This is a genomic window from Abyssisolibacter sp. ZYX002, assembly GCF_056892235.1.
On the sequence record NZ_JARMXH010000003.1, the window covers coordinates 140716 to 160951 of the forward strand.

At 30.2% G+C, this 20236-nt stretch carries 19 protein-coding genes; 15 read left to right on the forward strand and 4 right to left on the reverse strand.

From position 1 onward, the window contains the following. Positions 1-3: 3 nt before the first annotated feature. The 4 genes from uvrA to P3X86_RS10695 all read left to right on the forward strand — a co-directional run bounded on the left by uvrA (position 4) and on the right by P3X86_RS10695 (position 6040). The gene (uvrA, locus tag P3X86_RS10680) at positions 4-2877 is read left to right on the forward strand and encodes an excinuclease ABC subunit UvrA (protein ID WP_483292679.1); all 2874 of its coding nucleotides are present in this window, start codon (positions 4-6) and stop codon (positions 2875-2877) included. A 121-nt stretch (positions 2878-2998) separates the two neighbouring features. Next, entirely contained in the window at positions 2999-3640 is a 642-nt protein-coding gene (locus P3X86_RS10685) for a lactate utilization protein (RefSeq protein WP_483292680.1), read from the forward strand. A gap of 11 nt (positions 3641-3651) precedes the next feature. Further along, complete coding sequence (locus P3X86_RS10690; protein ID WP_483292681.1) at positions 3652-4332, forward strand: metal-dependent hydrolase; 681 nt, start codon at positions 3652-3654, stop codon at positions 4330-4332. Positions 4333-5041: 709 nt separating this feature from the next. Beyond that, positions 5042-6040: a GNAT family N-acetyltransferase gene (locus P3X86_RS10695; RefSeq protein WP_483292682.1), complete on the forward strand. Its 999-nt coding sequence runs from the start codon at positions 5042-5044 to the stop codon at positions 6038-6040. 452 nt (positions 6041-6492) lie between these two features. Here the strand turns inward: P3X86_RS10695 and P3X86_RS10700 are convergent, their stop codons facing one another. Then, positions 6493-7068: a CPBP family intramembrane glutamic endopeptidase gene (locus tag P3X86_RS10700; protein ID WP_483292683.1), complete on the reverse strand. Its 576-nt coding sequence runs from the start codon at positions 7066-7068 to the stop codon at positions 6493-6495. Here P3X86_RS10700 and P3X86_RS10705 point away from each other — a divergent pair. Together P3X86_RS10705 and bioB are read left to right on the forward strand one after the other, a co-directional pair. Beyond that, the gene (locus tag P3X86_RS10705) at positions 7022-7363 is read left to right on the forward strand and encodes a hypothetical protein (RefSeq protein WP_483292684.1); all 342 of its coding nucleotides are present in this window, start codon (positions 7022-7024) and stop codon (positions 7361-7363) included. The genes P3X86_RS10700 and P3X86_RS10705 overlap by 47 nt on opposite strands. 200 nt (positions 7364-7563) lie before the next feature. After that, positions 7564-8538: a biotin synthase BioB gene (gene bioB, locus P3X86_RS10710; RefSeq protein WP_483292685.1), complete on the forward strand. Its 975-nt coding sequence runs from the start codon at positions 7564-7566 to the stop codon at positions 8536-8538. 369 nt (positions 8539-8907) lie between these two features. Here the strand turns inward: bioB and P3X86_RS10715 are convergent, their stop codons facing one another. Both P3X86_RS10715 and P3X86_RS10720 read right to left on the reverse strand, forming a co-directional pair. After that, positions 8908-9690, reverse strand: a complete 783-nt coding sequence (locus P3X86_RS10715) for a histidinol-phosphatase HisJ family protein (protein WP_483292686.1) — start codon at positions 9688-9690, stop codon at positions 8908-8910. 259 nt (positions 9691-9949) lie between these two features. Further along, positions 9950-11245: a stalk domain-containing protein gene (locus P3X86_RS10720; protein ID WP_483292687.1), complete on the reverse strand. Its 1296-nt coding sequence runs from the start codon at positions 11243-11245 to the stop codon at positions 9950-9952. Positions 11246-12201: 956 nt separating this feature from the next. Between P3X86_RS10720 and P3X86_RS10725 the strand changes: the two genes are divergently transcribed. From P3X86_RS10725 to P3X86_RS10765, 9 genes are all read left to right on the forward strand, one after another. Continuing rightward, complete coding sequence (locus tag P3X86_RS10725; RefSeq protein WP_483292688.1) at positions 12202-12510, forward strand: YkvA family protein; 309 nt, start codon at positions 12202-12204, stop codon at positions 12508-12510. A 196-nt stretch (positions 12511-12706) separates the two neighbouring features. Next, on the forward strand, positions 12707-13270 hold the full coding sequence (locus tag P3X86_RS10730; protein WP_483292689.1) for a YqaA family protein: 564 nt from the start codon (positions 12707-12709) through the stop codon (positions 13268-13270). Between the two features lie 8 nt (positions 13271-13278). Further along, positions 13279-13809 carry a QueT transporter family protein gene (locus tag P3X86_RS10735; protein WP_483292690.1) on the forward strand — a complete coding sequence of 177 codons (531 nt, stop codon included), beginning with the start codon at positions 13279-13281 and terminating at the stop codon, positions 13807-13809. A 3-nt stretch (positions 13810-13812) separates the two neighbouring features. Further along, on the forward strand, positions 13813-14979 hold the full coding sequence (locus P3X86_RS10740; protein WP_483292691.1) for a class I SAM-dependent methyltransferase: 1167 nt from the start codon (positions 13813-13815) through the stop codon (positions 14977-14979). Between the two features lie 13 nt (positions 14980-14992). Then, positions 14993-16441, forward strand: coding sequence for an aminoacyl-histidine dipeptidase (locus P3X86_RS10745; RefSeq protein WP_483292692.1), 1449 nt, complete (start codon positions 14993-14995; stop codon positions 16439-16441). A gap of 123 nt (positions 16442-16564) precedes the next feature. Beyond that, complete coding sequence (locus P3X86_RS10750; protein WP_483292693.1) at positions 16565-16786, forward strand: DUF1292 domain-containing protein; 222 nt, start codon at positions 16565-16567, stop codon at positions 16784-16786. 17 nt (positions 16787-16803) lie between these two features. After that, on the forward strand, positions 16804-18102 hold the full coding sequence (locus P3X86_RS10755; RefSeq protein ID WP_483292694.1) for a M18 family aminopeptidase: 1299 nt from the start codon (positions 16804-16806) through the stop codon (positions 18100-18102). Positions 18103-18116: 14 nt separating this feature from the next. Continuing rightward, a complete protein-coding gene (locus tag P3X86_RS10760) occupies positions 18117-18950 on the forward strand; it encodes a Cof-type HAD-IIB family hydrolase (protein WP_483292695.1) in 834 nt (277 codons plus the stop codon). Positions 18951-19060: 110 nt separating this feature from the next. Next, entirely contained in the window at positions 19061-19804 is a 744-nt protein-coding gene (locus P3X86_RS10765) for a peptidylprolyl isomerase (protein ID WP_483292696.1), read from the forward strand. 44 nt (positions 19805-19848) lie between these two features. On the opposite strand, the gene P3X86_RS10770 is transcribed toward P3X86_RS10765, so the two are convergent. Then, positions 19849-20043 carry an asparagine synthase gene (locus P3X86_RS10770; RefSeq protein WP_483292697.1) on the reverse strand — a complete coding sequence of 65 codons (195 nt, stop codon included), beginning with the start codon at positions 20041-20043 and terminating at the stop codon, positions 19849-19851. Positions 20044-20236 lie beyond the last annotated feature (193 nt).

Sequence of the window (20236 nt, forward strand, 5' to 3'; positions counted from 1 at the left end):
TGAATGATTAAAAAGCATATAGAAATAAAAGGAGCCAAACATCACAATCTAAAGAATATAGATATCAATATACCTAGAGACAAATTGACGGTTATAACAGGTGTAAGTGGTTCAGGCAAATCATCACTTGCATTTGATATCATCTATGGAGAAGGACAAAGAAAGTTCTTAGATTCATTACCAGTGTTTTCACGTAGCAGAATAGTTCAGCAGAAAAAGCCAGACGTTGATTTCATACAAGGATTATCACCAGTTATAGCTATAGAGCAAAAACGAGGGCTTGTTAATCCAAGATCTACAGTTGGAACAATGACTGATATATATGATTATATGAGACTATTATATGCTACAGTTGGAAGAGTGAAATGTCCACACTGTAACAATGAATTTGATATAAAGACATCTGGGCAGATTATAGAAACAGTACTATCTTTGCCTATAGGGACAAAAATAGAATTTTTAGCACCAGTATACAAGATATATGGAGAAAAGTATTCATATTTATTTGATGAGATTAGACAAAAAGGTTATAATAATCTAATCATAGATGGTGAACGAATAGATATAAGTCAAGAAATAGACATAGATGAATATACTGAACATGAGATATATGTGGTGATGGATAAATTTGATGTGAATAGTTCTATAGAGAAAAGTATTGCTAATTCATTAGAAACAGGACTAAATATAATCGGAGAGCATGTACTCAAGATAGAGATATTATCAGAAATAGATCAGAGAATTAAAGATGAGTTTTATAAAAAAATAGGATGTTGTCATCATCATATAGCAATGGTAAACATAGAACCACATTACTTTTCTTTTAATAATATAAACAGTTGTTGTAGGACATGCTCAGGAATAGGAACATCTAAAAAAGCTGACCCTAGGTTGATGATAGTTGACGGGAGTAAGAGTATAAACGAAGGTGCATTTGATGCTAGTGTATATTATAGAAGAAGTGAGATGACATACAAAGACATCATAATGTATAATATAGCAAAACACTATAAATTTAGTTTAGATGTTCCGTTTGATAGTTTATTAGATAAAGATAAAGAAGTGTTATTCTATGGAACAAAGGGAGAGAGTATTTTAATCAAGAAACCTCCGGCATTAAAAAAAAGACACTGGCTGATAGGAAGAAAGATACAGTTTAGTGGTTATGTAAATCAAACAGAGCGTTGGTATAGAGAGTCAATAAGAAAAGATAAAATAAATGAATCAGTTCTTGAGTGGTTTAGAAAGAAAATGGTTGAATATACATGTCCAGATTGTGGAGGGAAAAAACTAAAAAGGCAAAGATTTAATTTAGAAATAGACGGTAAAAATATTAATCAACTAGTACAAATGGAGTTAACCGAGCTTCATGATTTCTTTAAAAAGCTAGAGTTTAGAGAAGATAAAAAACATATTGGAGAGCCAATAGTAGAAGAGATTAAAAAGAGAGTAGCACTTCTGCTAGAAGTTGGACTTGATTATATGTCTATAGGCAGAAGAGCAGATACTATATCAGGAGGAGAAGCACAGAGAATAAGACTTGCTACACAGGTAAGTTCAGGGTTAATGGGTATGATATATATACTTGACGAACCTACGATAGGATTACACTCTGTAGATAGTGACAAAGTAATCAATGTATTAAAAAAACTTAGAGATATAGGAAACACAGTAATAGTAGTAGAACATGACACACAGGTGATAAAAAGTGCGGATCATATAGTTGAGATTGGACCAGGACCAGGATTTCATGGAGGTTATATAGTACAATCAGGAAAGATAGAGAAAATTTTATCAGATAAAAAATCTATAACAGGTAGATTCTTAAGTGGTAAAGAAAAGATAGATTTACCGACAAAAAGAATGTTAAAGAGTGATAAAAAATTATCCGTATTAGGGGCAAGAGAAAATAATCTTAAATCAATTGATATTGAAGTGCCTTTAGGTGTATTAGTATGTGTATCAGGGGTGTCAGGGTCAGGAAAGAGCACACTAGTTAATGATATAATTTACAAAAAACTTAGAAGTATAAAAGACCCTAGAATAATCCCAGGCAAGCATGATGAAATAAAAGGTATAGAACATATTGATGGTATCATAAACATTGACCAATCCCCTATAGGAAAAAGCAGTAGATCAAATCCAGCAACATATATAGGAGTGTTTAATAGTATAAGAAAGCTATTTGCAAATACGGAAGAATCAAAGGAAAAAGGGTTTACAATATCTAACTTTAGCTTTAATAGTAAAAGCAGTGGAAGATGTGAACATTGCAAAGGAGAAGGGCGAATAGTAACAAAGCTACAGTTTATGCCCGATGTAGAAGTTGTTTGTCCAATATGTAAAGGTAAAAGGTATAAAAAAGAAGTTCTGGATATTAAGTATAGGGATAAAAACATATATGAAGTGCTGAATATGAGCGTAGAAGAAGCAACAGAGTTTTTTAAAGAAAAGAGAAATATTCACTATAAACTAGATATTATGAATCAATTAGGATTAGGATATATTAAACTATCTCAACCCTCTACAACACTTTCAGGAGGAGAAGCACAAAGGATTAAGCTTTCATCAGAGCTAGGTAAGATAAAAAGAGGTAAACATAACATATATATTCTAGACGAGCCTACAACTGGGCTACATATATCAGATATAAAAAAATTGTTAAACTGTTTAAAGCTGTTTATTGAAAAAGGTCACTCAATGCTAATTATAGAGCATAATCTTGAAGTACTAAAGATGGCAGATCATATCATAGACCTAGGCCCAACAGGTGGGAAAAAGGGTGGAATAGTAATAGCTGAGGGAACGCCAGAGGAAATTGCACAATCTTCAGAGTCTGTAACAGGTAGATTTTTAAAGGAAGTACTTGAAAACTGATAAAACTTTTACACGAGGAGCTATAGAAAAAACATAGCTCCTTTTTAATATAATTAGAGGAAATCAGACTAATTAGTACAATATATATTTTAAGGACAATCATTTAAAGGAGGTAGTGATTATGGATGATAATATGAAATTTGTAAATCAATGTAGAGCAAAAAAAACAATAGAAAACTTAGCAAAAGGAAATATTAATGGCTATTTAGTAGAAGATGGAAACGACGCTATAGAAATAATAGAAAAAATATTAAAAGAAGGCGATACAGTTACGGCAGGAGGTTCGATAACTCTAAAAGAAACAGGTGTTATGGATTATTTAAGAAAGGGAAGATATAATTTTCTAGATAGAGAAGTTAAAGGCTTAACAGCTGAGGATAAAAAAGAAATATACAGAAAAGCATTCTTTGCAGATGGCTACTTAACAAGTGCTAATGCACTTACAACAAAAGGAGAAATATACAATGTAGATGGAAATGGAAATAGAGTAGCTGCAACAATATTTGGTCCAGATAAAGTAATATTTGTGGTAGGTGTAAACAAACTAGTAGATACAATGCAGGAAGCAATAAATAGAAACGCTAAAATAGCAGCACCAGCAAATGCCAAAAGAATAGATAAACAGACCCCTTGTACCAAAGTAGGAGAATGTGTAGACTGTTTAAGCAAAGATAGAATATGTAGAAAATACGTTGTAATTAAAGGGGATTACGATAAAGACAGAATACACGTAATAATAGTTAACCAAAACCTAGGATACTAAGGAGTGAGAATATGAAGATAACTTATTTAGGTCATTCAGCATTTTTATTAGAAGGAGATAAAATAAAAGCATTAACAGATCCTTTTATAAGTGGCAATCCAAAGTGTACTGTAAAAGTAGAAGATTTAAAAGACATAACACATATTTTCTTGACGCATGGTCATGGGGATCACTTAGGAGATACAGTAGCTCTCGCAAAAGCAAACAATTCACTGATAGTATGTCCATATGAATTAGGGCTATATTTAGCTAAAGAAGGACTATCAGTACACACAATGCATATAGGAGGAAGGTTTGGCTTTGATTTTGGAACAGTTAAAATGACTCCCGCACTTCATGGTGGTGGGATAGAGCAACCAGATGGTACAGTGATAAATGGGGGAACTGCCTGTGGTTATGTAATAGGAGTAGATGGCAAAAAAGTATACCATGCAGGGGATACAGGTCTTACAATGGATATGAAGTTACTAGAATATGAGAACATAGATGTGGCATTACTGCCAATAGGAGGTAACTTCACCATGGATATACAAGATGCCATAAGGGCAGTAGACTTTATCAAACCAAAAACAGTTGTGCCGATGCACTATGATACATTTCCTGTGATAGAAGTAGAAGTAAAAGAATTTAAGAGTGGAGTGAAAGATGTACAGGTCAAGGTTATGAATAGTGAGGATATGCTAGAAATATAGTATATAATATATATTAAGAATATCTAAAGGAATGATACATCGTGATAGAGGTGAAGGTTTTTGGATAAGACACATATTATAATATTCATTATTAATGCTATTCTTATATTTGTTTATGATAACTTTATATTTTATAAAATGAAAACTAGAACATTTATTATATTGAGATTATGTTATATATTTTGTTGGTATATATTTCTTATAAATAAATTAAAGTTTGAAGGCAAGACAAGTGTTTGGATAAACGGACTTTTTTTAATAGCTACAATAACCACTATTTTTTATTTTAAGAATAAGGTAAGGCATAGAGAGGGTACTTAGAACTGTATTAGAATAAAAAGAAAAGAAAAAGCTGCTTACTATGAAAATAGCTGGTTGACCAAAATTGCAAAGGGCATTTTGCTTTTAATGGTATTAATTATAATACTTATGATATAAACGATGATACATTTCCTGTGATAGAAGTAAAAGAATTTAAGAGTGGAGTAAAAGATGTACAGGTCAAGGTTATGAAGAGTGAGGATATGCTAGAGATATAAAATATCATAGAATATAAGTTAACAATATTTATTTGGAAAGGGCTGGAATATTATATTCAGACGGTTTTTCTGGACACATCAATGAGTATTCTTTTAGACATTAGTTTTTGATGGAGTAGATCAAGTCTGAACTTGTAAGTTAAACAAAATATGTTTAAGGAGTGACATTATTGAAATTTCGAGAATTTAACAAAGAAGATGTAATTCAAGCATCGAAATTATTGGCAAATAGGCATAGAAAAGAAAGGGATATTTTCCCCTCATTAAAAAGAGAATTCGAAGACAGTAAGCATACAGAAAAAATACTTTATGATTTGATGGAGAGTAGTTATGTTAAAGGAATATGTGCATATGAAAATAATAATTTATTAGGATTTTTACTATCAAATATTAAGACCGATGGTATGGTTGGCAGATGCGCATTTGTAAGCTATGAGGGCTTAGCAATAGCAGATACAGAAACACCTGAATTATATAGAAAACTTTATGCTGAAATAGCAAAAATATGGGTGGAAAATGGAGCGCTATCCCACTACATAGAAGTCCCAGCTGGTCATAAAGAAGTAGTAGATTCGTGGTTAAAACTTAGTTTTGCATTTCAACAAGTATATGGAATAACTAGCTTATCAAAAGCAGAGGTTAGTATTCCAGAGAATTTGGTTATCAGACAAGCAGGTGAAAACGATTCACAGGAGTTAAGAAAAATTTCTAATCTTATATACTCTTATCAAGCTGGATCACCAACTTACGCTGCCGGATTACCAGAAAAAGTAGCACAAATAAGAGATGGTTATGGAGAGTTACCAGATGATGAAGATGCAATTGTTTTACTTGCTTATAATGATAGTAAATTATTAGGATTTCAATGTGCTAATATAGAAGAGAATAACTCAAATATGATGATTCCTGAAAAATCTTTAGAAATATCTATTGGTGGAACTATAGAAAAAAGTAGAGGAACTGGTGTTGGCGACATACTTACTAAGTTAATGTTTAACAGAGCTATAGAACAAGGATTCGAAAATGCTATTGCTGATTGGAGAATTGCCAATTTAAGTTCATCTAATTTTTGGCCAAAAGAAGGATTCAAACCAGTTGCATATCGTATGTTTAGACCTATTGATGAAAGAGTGTATTGGGCAGATGGTATAAGCGTATTGAATAAATAAAGTAAGACAATAGTAAAAATTTAAAACCAAAGAATTTCTTGGAAAGTCCTCTGCGCATCCCACCACCTTAGCTCGTCGGGAAAGTCATCATTAGACCTCGATAGTTTATTGTAGACAACACCAATATGAAATATCAGCACCCAAATTGCAAAATAACGACTGTGCAGTCCAGCTCTTGTTTTGCCACTGGGTATATCTATCAAAACCGTGATCCAAATTAACTACCATAAAAAATTATAACTGATCAATTTGCTTGGGAAATTAAGGGATTTTACTTGTAGGTAAATTTGAGGAGCTGTTTCTTCAAAACCCTAGTTAAATACTTAGAAACAGCCTCTCTACTACACCGTAAAGTTTATCTTAGAGTTCCATTTACTAGTATATTACTTTTTGCAATAAGTTACTTTTTACACTCTTAATACGTGCATTTAAGCAACAAGTTGATATTAAAACTACTCAATAAATCTGCTTTTAAATTTAAACATATAAACCAACATCCCCACAATACTCAAAGCAAAAATAGCAGTAACAGTAACTCCACCTTCAAGTCCAAAACTACCTCCAGTTAGCCAGTCAGAGCCTATGTTTTCAAAATCTAGTAACATTCCACCAGCAGGAGTAGTTCCACTTACTTCAAAGCCTACAATGTTACCTTGAGCCCAATTCCAAGCAGTGTGAAAACCACATATACCCCAAATGCTTTTGTCTAGTAAACAATAAATAGATGCAAAAACACTAAATATTAAAAGATTAACAATAGAAAGAATAGTTAGATTGTCATTGCCTATATGAATCAACGCAAATAATAGTGAGGATAGAGTAATAGCACTAATAGCATTGTACCTAATACCAACCGATGTCATAAACCATCCTCTAACTAATATTTCTTCAGAAGCACCTTGAATTACCCATCCGAACAAAACAATTAAAACACCCCATATAGCATTTAATCCAGTATAGCTTCTAGGAGTTGTATTTAGCTTGATATTATTAGTTAACAATAGAAATAATGTACATATCATAATCATAGCTACTGCAGCCACAAAGCCTATAAAATACTTTTTGAGAGGTTTATTTTTAGTATTAAAGCCAAGGGTACAAATTCCTCTTTTTTCGATAAAGATAGCAAATAAAAAGACGAGCAATATAATTAAACCAAAGGGAACTGCTAATGATAAAATAGAAAAATTAATACTCCTACTTATCAAACCAGTTTTAGATGGTATAAATTTCTTTATGTATGGACTAATAAGAAAAGATAGAATAGATGATGTTAATAGGATTATTATGAATATAAAAATTGTTACAAGTATATGTGGATAATAACTAGATTTATTTTTTTGTTTAAATAAATAAAATTTGATAATATGCACCTCCTCGATATTTACATTATATACCAAAAACAAGTTTGTTATCAAATCGTCAACTTGCAATTTTGTAAGGTTGACAATAGTGATGTGTTTGTATAATATAAGTATATGACAAAAAGGATTTTAATTATGATAGACAAAAGGATGTGTAATATGAAAAATCTAATAAAAAATATAGAGCAAAGGATATTAAGTGGTGGAGAAATCACATATGATGAGAGTTTGAAGCTAATAAATTTAGATGAAGAAGGAATTATTAAAAGCTTATTAATATCAGCAGACAATATTAGAAAAGCTAACGTGGGGAATGATTCAAATCTTTGTACTATTATAAATGCAAAATCAGGAAAGTGTTCAGAGGACTGTAAATACTGTGCTCAATCAGTCCATTATAACACAAATGTAGATCAGTATAATTTACTAGAATACGATAAAATACTAGAAAGAGCATTATATGTAGAGAAAAAAGGAGTTCATAGGTTTTCATTGGTAACAAGTGGACGAGGTATAGAAGAAAATGATTTAGTAAAATTGACTCAGATATATAAAAAACTAAAAAGAGATACAACACTTATGTTATGTGCATCACACGGTATATTAACATATGATCAAGCATTAAAGCTAAAAGAAGCAGGAGTAGATATGTACCATCACAATCTTGAGACTAGCAAAGACAACTATAGTAATATATGTACATCACATAGCTTTGAAGATAGAGTAAATACAATCAAAGATGCAATGAAAGCAGGGCTAAAGGTTTGCAGTGGTGGAATAATAGGTATGAAAGAATCATTAAAAGATAGAGTGGATATGGCATTTGAGCTAAAAAAACTGAAAATAGAGTCTGTACCTATTAATATATTAAATCCAATAAAAGGGACACCTTATGAGAGTTTGAATCCAATAAAGCCATTAGAGGCACTTAAAACAATGGCGGTGGTTAGATTTATATTACCAAAAGCAAACATAAGATATGCAGGAGGTAGACTAGCGCTAGGAGATAATCAAAGACTAGGGCTTAGAGGAGGAGTAGATTCAATGCTTACAGGAGACTATTTAACTACTACAGGGCAGAATATAGAAAGTGATAAAAAAATGCTAGGGGAACTTGGATATACTTTGGAATAATATTGATAGTATTTTTAGTGACAGAAACGATAGTTAATAATAAGAAATTATAGATAGTTACATGACTAATTATAAATAATCACTATTTATAACAGTCATGTAACTATCTATATAACTTTACACTCGTGTATTCTTCTTGAAAAATGTATAAGGTCATGAATACATGCCTATTACCTTGATGACAAAGTCATCAAGATAGCAGAGTGTAGTAGAAGTACAAGTTCAAGGCGTGTTAAAATTGAGTAGCAGAGCTTACTTAGAGGTAAGTGAGCAACGGAATTATGACTGCAACGCAGAAATTGGGCTTTTGCCTACAGTCTGATAGGTCATGAGAACATGACCTATATACTTAATTTTAAATGAATATGCTTATATTCTCACAAACTTAGGCTTCATACCTTCAAAGGTAGTCAAATAATCAAAACCGACATGTTTTAGAACATCTATTGCATATTGATAATCAGCACCTAGTTCTTCAACTGTGTGAGAGTCAGAGCCAAATGTGATTATCTCTCCACCTAAATCCTTGTATAATCTTATAATATTACTTGAAGGGTTGATATCTTTAACCCAGTATCTTAAACCACCTGTATTGAGTTCAATACCTTTTCCCTTTTCTATAGCTATTTTAAATAATTTTGTGAGTCTTTCATATAAAAGAGACGTATCAACTTTAGCTATATCTTCATTATATCTTTTCATTAAATCAATATGCCCAAGTACTGAATAAGAGTCAAACTTATCAGCACAATCAATAAATTCATCTAGATACCTATTATAAGCCTCAATTGCTGTTTTACCATTATAGAATTCCTTGAAGTAGACATCCTGCTTATCGCAAGTATGTAAAGATAATATAACAAAGTCAAAATCAGCCGAGTCAACGAAAGCTTGACATTTGTCTAAGAGGTGTGGTTGCACACCTAGTTCAACACCTTGAAGTAATTTTATTTGATTATTATAAATACCCTTATGTTTATTTATTTCTTCAGTGTGTTTCAGAACATCAAAATTTATACTTGTTTCATTAAAATCAGCATGATCGGTAAAACATATTTCTTTCATTCCTAATTTTATACCATTCTCAATAAGATTTTTCATTGAAGATTTGCTATCAAATGAATGTTCTGAATGGACATGATAATCGTACATTAAATTCACCACCCAATTTAATTTATGACAGTATTAATATTATTATATCTCCTTAGAAAAAGCAATATACATTACATCATTAGCGTAAAGTCATTTTAGATGTTTCAGATTTTTTCATAGTCATATAATCAGCTTTATCTGTTGTTTTAAGATATATATCAAATTCCCCTGAATTAGATATATAAATATTAAAATTATTAGCACTAATCCAAGAATCATCTCTTTTAAAACTACTTGATATATTAACACCTCATCACATTTATTTAAACTCTATTATTTTTTCAGTATTCAAGTCATAAACATTAGTAAACTTAGCATCATATCCATTTTGAAAAAATAAGTAATTATCTATAACACATGGAAATAATATTACTCCATCCGTGATTTTAGTTTCTTTTTTAGAATCTATATCATATTCATATAATCCTGTTGATTCATCTGTATAGAAAATAGTATTATTAACTATAGCATATTCACCTACTTCATTGTTCATTTCATATGATTCTGATTTGCCATTAAAATCTATCTTTGATATTTTATTTGAAGAAAAATAAGTATGATATATATGGTCATTAATTGCATGTAAACCTATAATACATGATCCTGATCCTTCCGCTAATAACTTAGATTCCGAATTTTCCAATATATGAATATCTCCATTTTCTGTATATATAATTTTATTGTCTAAAACAAGCATGTCATCACAGTCTTCAATTAATTGCTTTTTATTTGTATTATCAATACTTAAAGATATTATTTCTTTATTATCTCCAGGATTATCAGCATAATAGATTTTGTTATCTACAACATTTAAGCGGTATGGAGTTACATTATAAGAGAGAAATTCATGATTTTCCTTATTAATACGTCCTATATTATCGCATTTTTTAGCATAGTCATAATAAGAAAAAATAATAAAATTATCAGCTAAATTTATATCAAATACATCCCTAATCTCACTGATTTTTTCCACATTATTGCCTTTTAAATCACATCGATATAATTTTCGCCCATCTGCCACATTAGAAAAATATAAATACTGACCATCCGTATTAACAATATTATAACTTGGAGCATTTATTATATTGTAATTTGTTTTAGGATTGACTGTTATATCAAATTTTGAACGAGCTTTAGTAATTGTGACTGTGTTTGTTTTACCATCCCAGCTAACAGATGCACCAAAAGCTTTAGCTACGAATGTAAGTGGTACAAAGGTTCTGTTATTGTTTGTTATTGCATTTGTATCCATCGATTTTTTGCTTCCGTTTATATCAATGATATTCTCATCAATTGTAAGTGTAATTGTATTATTTTCCGATTCAAGTTTTACGGTGCGAGTTTTACCATCCCAACTAGGTTCTGCTCCAAAAACTTTAGCAATTTCTGCAACAGGAATCATTGTTCTATTGTTCTCATCAATATAAGGCTTTACATTGTCTTGAAATAGCATTTTTTCATCATCGATAACAATGTTAAGATTAGCTGCAAATGATGCAATACTAAAAATAAAAAGCGTTAAAATCATCATTAATATTGTTCTTGTTTTTTTCATACTTTCATCTCCTAAGTCATTATTTTTACTTCCATAAATTTGGTTCTAATTTTCTTGACTATTTCTTTAGCTACTGGAACTTAAAATTTGAAGTTTTTTAAACTGAAAAAAGCCAGTTTAGGATACTCCTGCACTAACTCAATTTGAAAAATAACTATAAAATATGTAAATTATTTTTGTTGCTTTGTAGACATAAATACTTTATTTAGTTGTATTAAGCTACTAATCCATGAGTTTTGTTATATGTAATAAATGTTATCACCCTTTTAAGTGTGGTTTTCATTTTTCGTGCAAACTACTATAATACTATTATCATTTAAGAAAGATTTGTTGCTTGATAAGTTATCATGGCAATTGTTGATTTATGTATAATTACTAAAAGATACGACACCCAACCTCCAATAAAATATATTGCTCATTTGAATTAAACTACCTCCTTTCATCAAAATATATATAAATATAAGTGGTTATAAAACTATATATTTTAAAATTAGTTAAATTAAAACAATATACCCGTTTTGCGGATGATTTTGATTATATCACATATGAAAAATATTTAAAACGACTTGATAGTGTAAAATTAAAAATATCTACATAAATACTTATATATATATATAATAAAAAAATATTTAACACGTTAAACTTTTTTGGTTACTCAAAACCATTGTAATAACCTAATTTACAAAGCTTAACTATGTACAAAATTAGGGTTATATTTATATACTGCAATTATATCTAAGTGCAGTTTTTTATTTTTAAATCATCTTGAAAGATAGCGTTATATTATACACTTACTTGGATATCCTATAGGGATACTATATCTTGCTGATTGCATACTCTATATGGTCATATTTAAGCTTTTTCTTACAGCTTTGTAACTTGCATCACTGTTAATATAAGTGTATAATGACAGTAACAAAATATAGTAAGAAGTGAAAAGATGGAGTGGGTATTTTATGAGGATTTTTAGAGTTATAGCAAAAATAAAAATAGCCTTTAAGTATCTATTTGATTCAAATGTTAAATTTCGAAAAAAAATACTGATATTTTTTGGATTTTTATACTTAATATCACCTATAGACTTGCTCCCAGACCCAGTTTTTGGGATTGGATTAATAGACGACTTGGTAGTTTTGCTAGCTGTAATATTCTCAATGAAAGAGAAATTAAATGAATATGAAGCAAAGCTGAAATACGGTGATATAAAAGAAGCTAAACAATGTAAAGTCATAGAACTTTTGGAATACAAAGAGGATGAAAAATAGGGTTACTAAAGAGGCTATTTAAGAAAAATAACGAATAGTCTCTATTAATTCATAAATAAACTAATATATTACAAAAATATAATTCTTAATAGTATATAATATTATATAATTTATGTAGTGCCTATATTAATCATTATATCCTTTGGATTAGGGAATAATAAATAAGAATGTTTTGACATTAAAAAGAGGTGTAACAATGATTACTGAGTTATTGAGTGGATATGGTTTAATAGGTATATTTGTACTAGGAATTTTAGAAGCAATGTTTTTACCAGTTCCAGTAGAAACATTAATAATACCATATCTCATGATGAATAAGAAAATGATAGTATTTGCTATTATAGCTAGTACAGGTGGTTCAGTGATAGGTGCGTTAATTAATCATTATATAGGTAAAGTAGCAGGTAAAAGAGTTATATATAAATACATTAAAAATGATAAGTCTGATATGATACACAAATTATTTGATAAATACGGAGTTTATGCTGTTGCAATAGCAGCACTCACGCCACTACCATATAAGATATTTGCATTAATATCAGGAATTCTTGGTATGGAGCGAAAAAAACTTGCATTAACAGCTCTAATAAGTAGAGGTTTTAGGTTTACAGCAGTAGGTATTTTAACAATTAAATATGGTGATGCTTTTATGAAAACAGTTAAAAGTATGTCAGTAGATCAAAAAATACTTGTTTTTTTAGTACTGATTATTATAGTTTATATAATGGGCAATATATTTAGTAAAAAGAAAGAAAGGTAGATTTGTACATGGTAAAAGATCAAACAAAGTTTTTAGTATTAACAGGGCTAATAGCTGCTGTATATGTAGTAGTAACTATAACATTTTCATTTATGAGTTATGGTCCAGTACAGTTTAGGATTTCAGAAATAATGGTATTCTTTGCGTTTATAGATCCGCTTTATATACCAGGTCTTGTAATAGGTTGTTTTGTAGCCAATCTATTTGGACCTTTTGGGGTAATAGATGCAATAGTTGGAAGTACAGCGACTTTTTTTGCAGTTTATATGATAAGCAAGTGTAGAAGTTATATAAAAAATACACATAGAGCGTTATTTGTAGCTAGTTTATTTCCTGCTATATCAAGCGTTATAATTGCACTTCAGATATATGTTTTAGGTAAGGGATCGTTTTTATTTTGGAGTACTATGATAGCAATAGGTGAGCTTGCTGTAGTGACATTAGTTGGATTCCCACTTTTCAGCTACATATTTACGAAACCTAATTTAGTAAAAATATTAACAATAAAAGATAATTATGATGAAATAAAGAAGGTGTAACGAGTGAACATAAATCAGTTTTTAACAGAAATTATAAATGAAGATAAGTTAATATATGGGGTATTGAGTGGAAGAAAGAAAAAAGCATCTAACGAGTTTAATCCACAAATAAAAAAGGTCAAATTCAAATGTGTAAAACTAAAAGAACAATTATATATTCAGATTGAAGAGCAAACAGACAAGCAAGCATTTCACAGAAATATAAGTAAAGAGGAAGCAAAAAAAGAGTTAGAGATTTTGCTTAAAAATGGATTCAAGCAGGCAAATATATTTACAACAGACAGTGATTATCAAGTATTTATAAACAAAGATCATAAAATCAAGATACTAAAGAAAAAACCAACAAAAAAGAAAGTGGATATAAATCATAATAGAGAAAAGAACTATATTCTAAAGGAACAAACAGAGTTTTTATATAAGTTAGGAATAACAAATAAAAGTGGTAAAATATTTGATAAAAAATATGATAAATACAAGCAACTTAATAGGTACTTAGAGTTAGTAGAAGATTGTTTTAAGAACTATAAAAAAGATAAGGAACTCATGATAATTGACTTTGGATGTGGCAAGTCGTATTTGACATTTGCACTATATCATTACTTAGTGAAAATGAAGAAAATCAAAGCAAAGATAATTGGACTGGATTTAAAAAGAGAAGTAATAGAGTTTTGTAATAAAACAGCTAAGGATTTAGGTTATAATAAATTGAAATTCATACATGGTGATATTAAAAACTATGATGAATTAAACAGTGTTGATATGGTTATCACATTACATGCATGTGATACAGCTACAGATGATGCATTAGTTAAAGCTGTAAACTGGGGAGCAGATATAATCCTTTCAGTACCATGTTGTCAGCATGAACTATTGAGCAAGATACATAATCCTATAATGGAGGGTATAGAGAAGTATGGAATAATAAAAGAGCGTATGTCCTCTCTTATAACAGATAGTATTAGAGCAAATATATTAGAAATACTAGGCTATAATACACAAATACTAGAGTTTATAGATATGGAGCATACCCCTAAAAATATAATGATAAGAGCAATTAAAAACGACAAAAAAGATAATACAAAAGCAATAAAAAACTATAAGGATTTGACAACATTTTGGAATGTCAAGCCGTATATACAGGAAGCAATGGGTAATAAATTAAATTTATAAAGGAGTGAACAAAGTGCAAGTATTAAAAGGTTTAAAACCAGAAGATGTATTTAAGTATTTTGAAGAAATATCAAACATACCTAGGTGTTCAGGAGATGAAAAACGTATAAGTGATTATCTTGTAAAGTTTGCAATAGATAATGGACTTGATTTTTCTCAAGAAGAGTGTCTAAATGTAATAATCAGAAAGCCAGCGACTAAAGGCTATGAAAATGCGCCTACAGTAATATTGCAAGGTCATATGGATATGGTATGTGAGAAAAATAATGATTGTGTGCATAATTTCTGCACTGATCCTTTAAAGCTATTAATAGATGGAGATATGGTTAAAGCACAGGGAACTACTTTAGGAGCAGATAATGGAATAGCTGTTGCATATGGACTAGCTATACTTGCTGACAAAACTCTTGAACATCCTGCAATTGAAGTATTAATTACTTCAGATGAAGAAAGTGGCATGACTGGCGTGATGAATCTAAATCCAGAAGACATAAAAGGAACAACTTTAATCAATTTAGACTCAGAAGAAGAAGGAGAGTTTTGTGTATCATGTGCAGGTGGTGTAAGTGGTAGTTTTTATATTAAAGCAGATTATGTTGACGTAGATTCAAAGTATGATGAGTTTTACTCAGTAAAAATAAGAGGGTTAAAAGGTGGCCATTCTGGCGCAGATATAGACAAAGGTAGAGCGAACTCTCATAAGTTAATGGCAAGAGTATTAGATTCTTTTGATTTTGATTATACGTTGGCTGATATTAAAGGAGGAGCAAAAGCAAATGCTATCCCTAGAGAGGCAGATGCAGTTATAGGAGTAAATGCAGGGGATAAAACTAGCTTAGAGTTATGTGTAAAGAAATGCGAGGAGACATTTAAAAACGAATTTAGCATTACAGATTCAGATGTAAAAGTAGTGCTAAAGCCAGTCAGTAAACCAGAAAAGACATTTACAAGCGATGTTAAAAATAAAGTTATTGCATTGATTACAACAGTTATAAATGGGATACAAACTATGAGTATGTCTATAGAGAATTTAGTAGAGAGCTCAACAAGTTTAGGTGTAGTAGTGCTAGAAAATGATAACATAGAGTTTAGATGTGCATTAAGGAGCTCAGTTGATAGCTTAAAAGAATATATGGTAAAACAAATGAAAAGAACGGCTGATCTGGTAGGTGCTGAGTTTATTGCATCTGATGGATATCCAGGTTGGGAGTATAAAGAGGATTCAAAAATCAGAGAGATATGCATAGAAACTTATAAAAATATGTACCATAAAGAACCTAAAGTAATGGCTATACATGCTGGCTTAGAGTGTGGTTTCTTGAAAGAAAAGCTCGGAGATATAGATATGATTTCTATTGGGCCAGATTTATTTGATGTGCATACTCCAGATGAATGTATAAGCATATCATCAGTAGAGAGAACATACACGTTTTTAAAAGAAGTATTAAAGAATATTAAATAAATTTATAAGGGGCTGTCTGATGACAGTCCCAAGAATTGTAAGTATAAATTTTAAATTTACTATATACATATTTTTTAGAACACCTATAAATTATACGACATAAAATCATGGTTGGAGGCTATAATGGATAAAGACAATATAGAGATTAGTATTAATGGTAATAATGTAGTTTGTAAATTAATAGCATCATTTATAATGAAAAATAAAGAATATGTGGTATTATTAAATGAGGAAGACAATGAAGCATATGCCTTTAGTATAATAGAAGAACAACTACAAATTATTGAGGATGAAAAAGAGTTAAACGATGTTATGACAATTCTACACAAAGGGTATAAACATTAATATAAGGAGTGATGACGGTGAACAAACAACAAGATTTTGCACAGGAATTAATAGATTTCATACAAAATAGTCCATGTTCATATCATGCGGTAAAAACAGTAAAGAGTATACTAAAAGAAAATAATTTCGAAGAATTAGATATGAGAATGAACTGGAATATAAAAAAAGAAGGTAAATATTTTGTAACTAAAAATGATTCTGCAATTATTGCTTTTACAGTAGGAACAGGAGAAGTTGATGAGGATGGTTTCAAGATTGTTGGAGCACACACTGATTCACCATGTTTGAGAATTAAACCTAATCCAGAGACTATTAAATCAGGATTTCTTACATTGAATACAGAACCATATGGAGGGCCAATATATAACACTTGGTTTGACAGACCATTATCTCTAGCAGGTAGAGTTATGGTAAAGAGTGATGATATATTAAATCCAGAGCATAAACTCATTGATTTTAAGAGACCATTATTGATGATACCGAACCTAGCGATCCATCTTAATAAGAGTGTAAATAAAGGTGTAGAGATAAATCCTCAAAAAGAACTATTGCCAGTATTGGCGACAATAAATGACGAAATGAACAAAGATAACTTTTTAGTGAACTTAATAGCAGAAGAGCTTGATATCAAGGTGAGTGAAATAACAGATTTTGAACTTTATACATATGAATTTGAAAAGGGATGTTTAGTAGGCTTAAAAGAAGAATTTATATCATGTAGCAGACTTGATGATTTAGCTATGGTTCATACAGGTTTAAAAGCTATATTAAATTGTGAGATAACAAAAGGGACTAACGTACTTGTATGTTTTGATAATGAGGAAATTGGAAGTTCAACAAAGCAGGGAGCAGATTCACCATTACTAGCTACATTACTAGAGAGAATATGTTTAGAGCTTGGCAAAGATAAAATAGATTACTATAAGAGCATAGAGAACTCATTCTTAATATCAGCTGATTCAGCTCAAGGAATTCATCCGTATTATGCGGATAAATTTGATACTAGTGCTAATTGTTTAATCAATAAAGGCCCAGCCATTAAGATAAGTGCTAAATACAGATATGCAAGTGATAGTGATTCAATATCAGTATTCGAGCAAATATGTAAAAAAGCTGATGTTCCATGCCAAAAGTTTGTCAATAGATCTGATATGCCAGGAGGTAGCACAATAGGACCTATTACAGCTAGTAAAGTAGGTATGAGAATAATAGACATAGGTAATCCTTTATTAGCAATGCATTCAATTAGAGAATTCGCAGGAGTATATGATCACTACTATATGAAAGAGGCAATGCTACATTTTTATAACATATAACAAGAGGTGTTAGTATGAACTACAAATTAGTAGCAATTGACCTAGATGGAACACTGCTTAATGATGAAAAGACTATCTCTAAGCAAAATATAGAGGTCTTAACTAAGGTAATAGAGCTAGGAGTAGAAGTAGTTATAGCAACAGGAAGGAGCTATCATTCTGCTAAGCAATTCATTAAGGATAGTAAACTTGATTTAGTTATAATGGCTAACAACGGTAATATAGTCAGAAATATAAAAGATGATAAAACTATATTATCTAAGTATTTACATGACGAACATTTGCATATACTACTTAAAGAAGGTAGAAAAATTGATTTATACCCAATAATTCATGTTGATCATTATGATGAAGGGTATGATATGATTATAGAATTAAACAAGAATCATGAGAAATATTCAAGTTACCTCAAAAATGTTAAAAGGTATAAAGAGATACAAAATGGATTAGATTATAACTGTGGAAAAGTCCTATCAGTGTGCTATATATCAGATGAGAAGACATTAGAAAGATTATATAGCATATTGAAGCAAAGATATAGCGAGTTATATTCAAGCCATATACTGAGAACCTTATCTAAAGTAGGTACAATGTTAGAAGTAATGAAAGTAAACGCTTCTAAATGGGATACAATAAAAAGTTATGCTGATTCTAAAAATATAGAAACTAATCAGATCATGTCCATAGGTGATGATATGAATGATTTAAGCATGATAAAGGAATCAGGATTAGGGATAGCAATGAAAAATGGACATGAAGATATTAAAGCATTTGCAGATATAGTGTCTGACAGAACTAATAATCAAAATGGTGTAGGACATATACTTAAAAAGATATTTAACCTGTAATATATGTAGATGTATTATTATTGATTTTTCAAATATTTGAAGTTTAAGTTGGACATCTGTGCCATAATTTGATAATATAAAAAAAGTAGATTTAAAAAGGAGAGAATTAAATGGAGAATAAAGTTTTAGCAGTTGTAGAAGGTAAAGAAATAACACAAAAAGATTTAGATTTTTTATTAGCAGGTATAGGCCCTCAAAGAGCAATGCAATTCAATAACGAAGAGGGAAAGAAAAAGTTATTAGATGAATTAATCAACCAAGAGATGTTTTACTTAGATGCTAAAGAGCAAGGATTAGACCAAGAAGAAGCGTTCAAGATGGAATTACAACATGCAAAAGAAAATATATTAAAGCAAATGGCTATTAAGCAGTTATTAGATTCAATAGAAGTTTCTGATGAAGAAGTTAAAGAGTACTATGAAGCTAATAAAGAGCAATTTGTTAGTGAAGAAAGTGTAAAAGCTAGTCATATACTTGTAAAAGATGAAGAAGTTGCAAAAGAACTTTTAGCTAAGCTAAAAGAAGGCAGTAGCTTTGAAGAAGTTGCAAAAGAAAGCTCAGAGTGTCCTTCAAAAGCTCAAGGTGGTAGTTTAGGTGAATTTACTAGAGGTAAGATGGTTCCAGAGTTTGAAGAAGCTGCATTTAAATTAGCTATCGGAGAATTAAGTGATCTAGTAAAAACACAATTTGGATACCATATAATCAAGGTGACAGATAAAAAAGAAGCAGGTACAAAGAAATTTGATGAAGTGCAATCACAAATTAAAAATCAACTATTAGCTATGAAACAAAACAAAGAATACTTAAACAAAACTAATAGCTTAAGAAGCAAATATAAGTTTGAGGTTAAGTAATTGTAGATAATGGGGAGTCTCATATGAGACATCCCCATTATAAATTAATCAAATAATTCATCTGTAAAATCGCAATTATGATGTTCAAATAAGTCTATTCCACCTAAAACAACATGAGCTAAACCAAAGCCAACAATACCCCAAGCAACCTGTTTAGGTAGAACTTTTTTCGATAAAATTCCTCCTACAGTAACAGCTGTTCCTAAAACTGTAGGAATCATACCTTCTCTAATGCGCATGACAACCTCCTATGAACCAATAAATTAAACAATCTAGACTTTATTGACCGTTATATATATTTTTACCTGATAAGAAAATAATATTTATATAAATTTAAAATAACTATAAAATAAAATTATGACGATATAATATATAATAAAATTAAGATAACTATTGTATTTATACAGAAAATAAAGTATTTTATTAGATAGC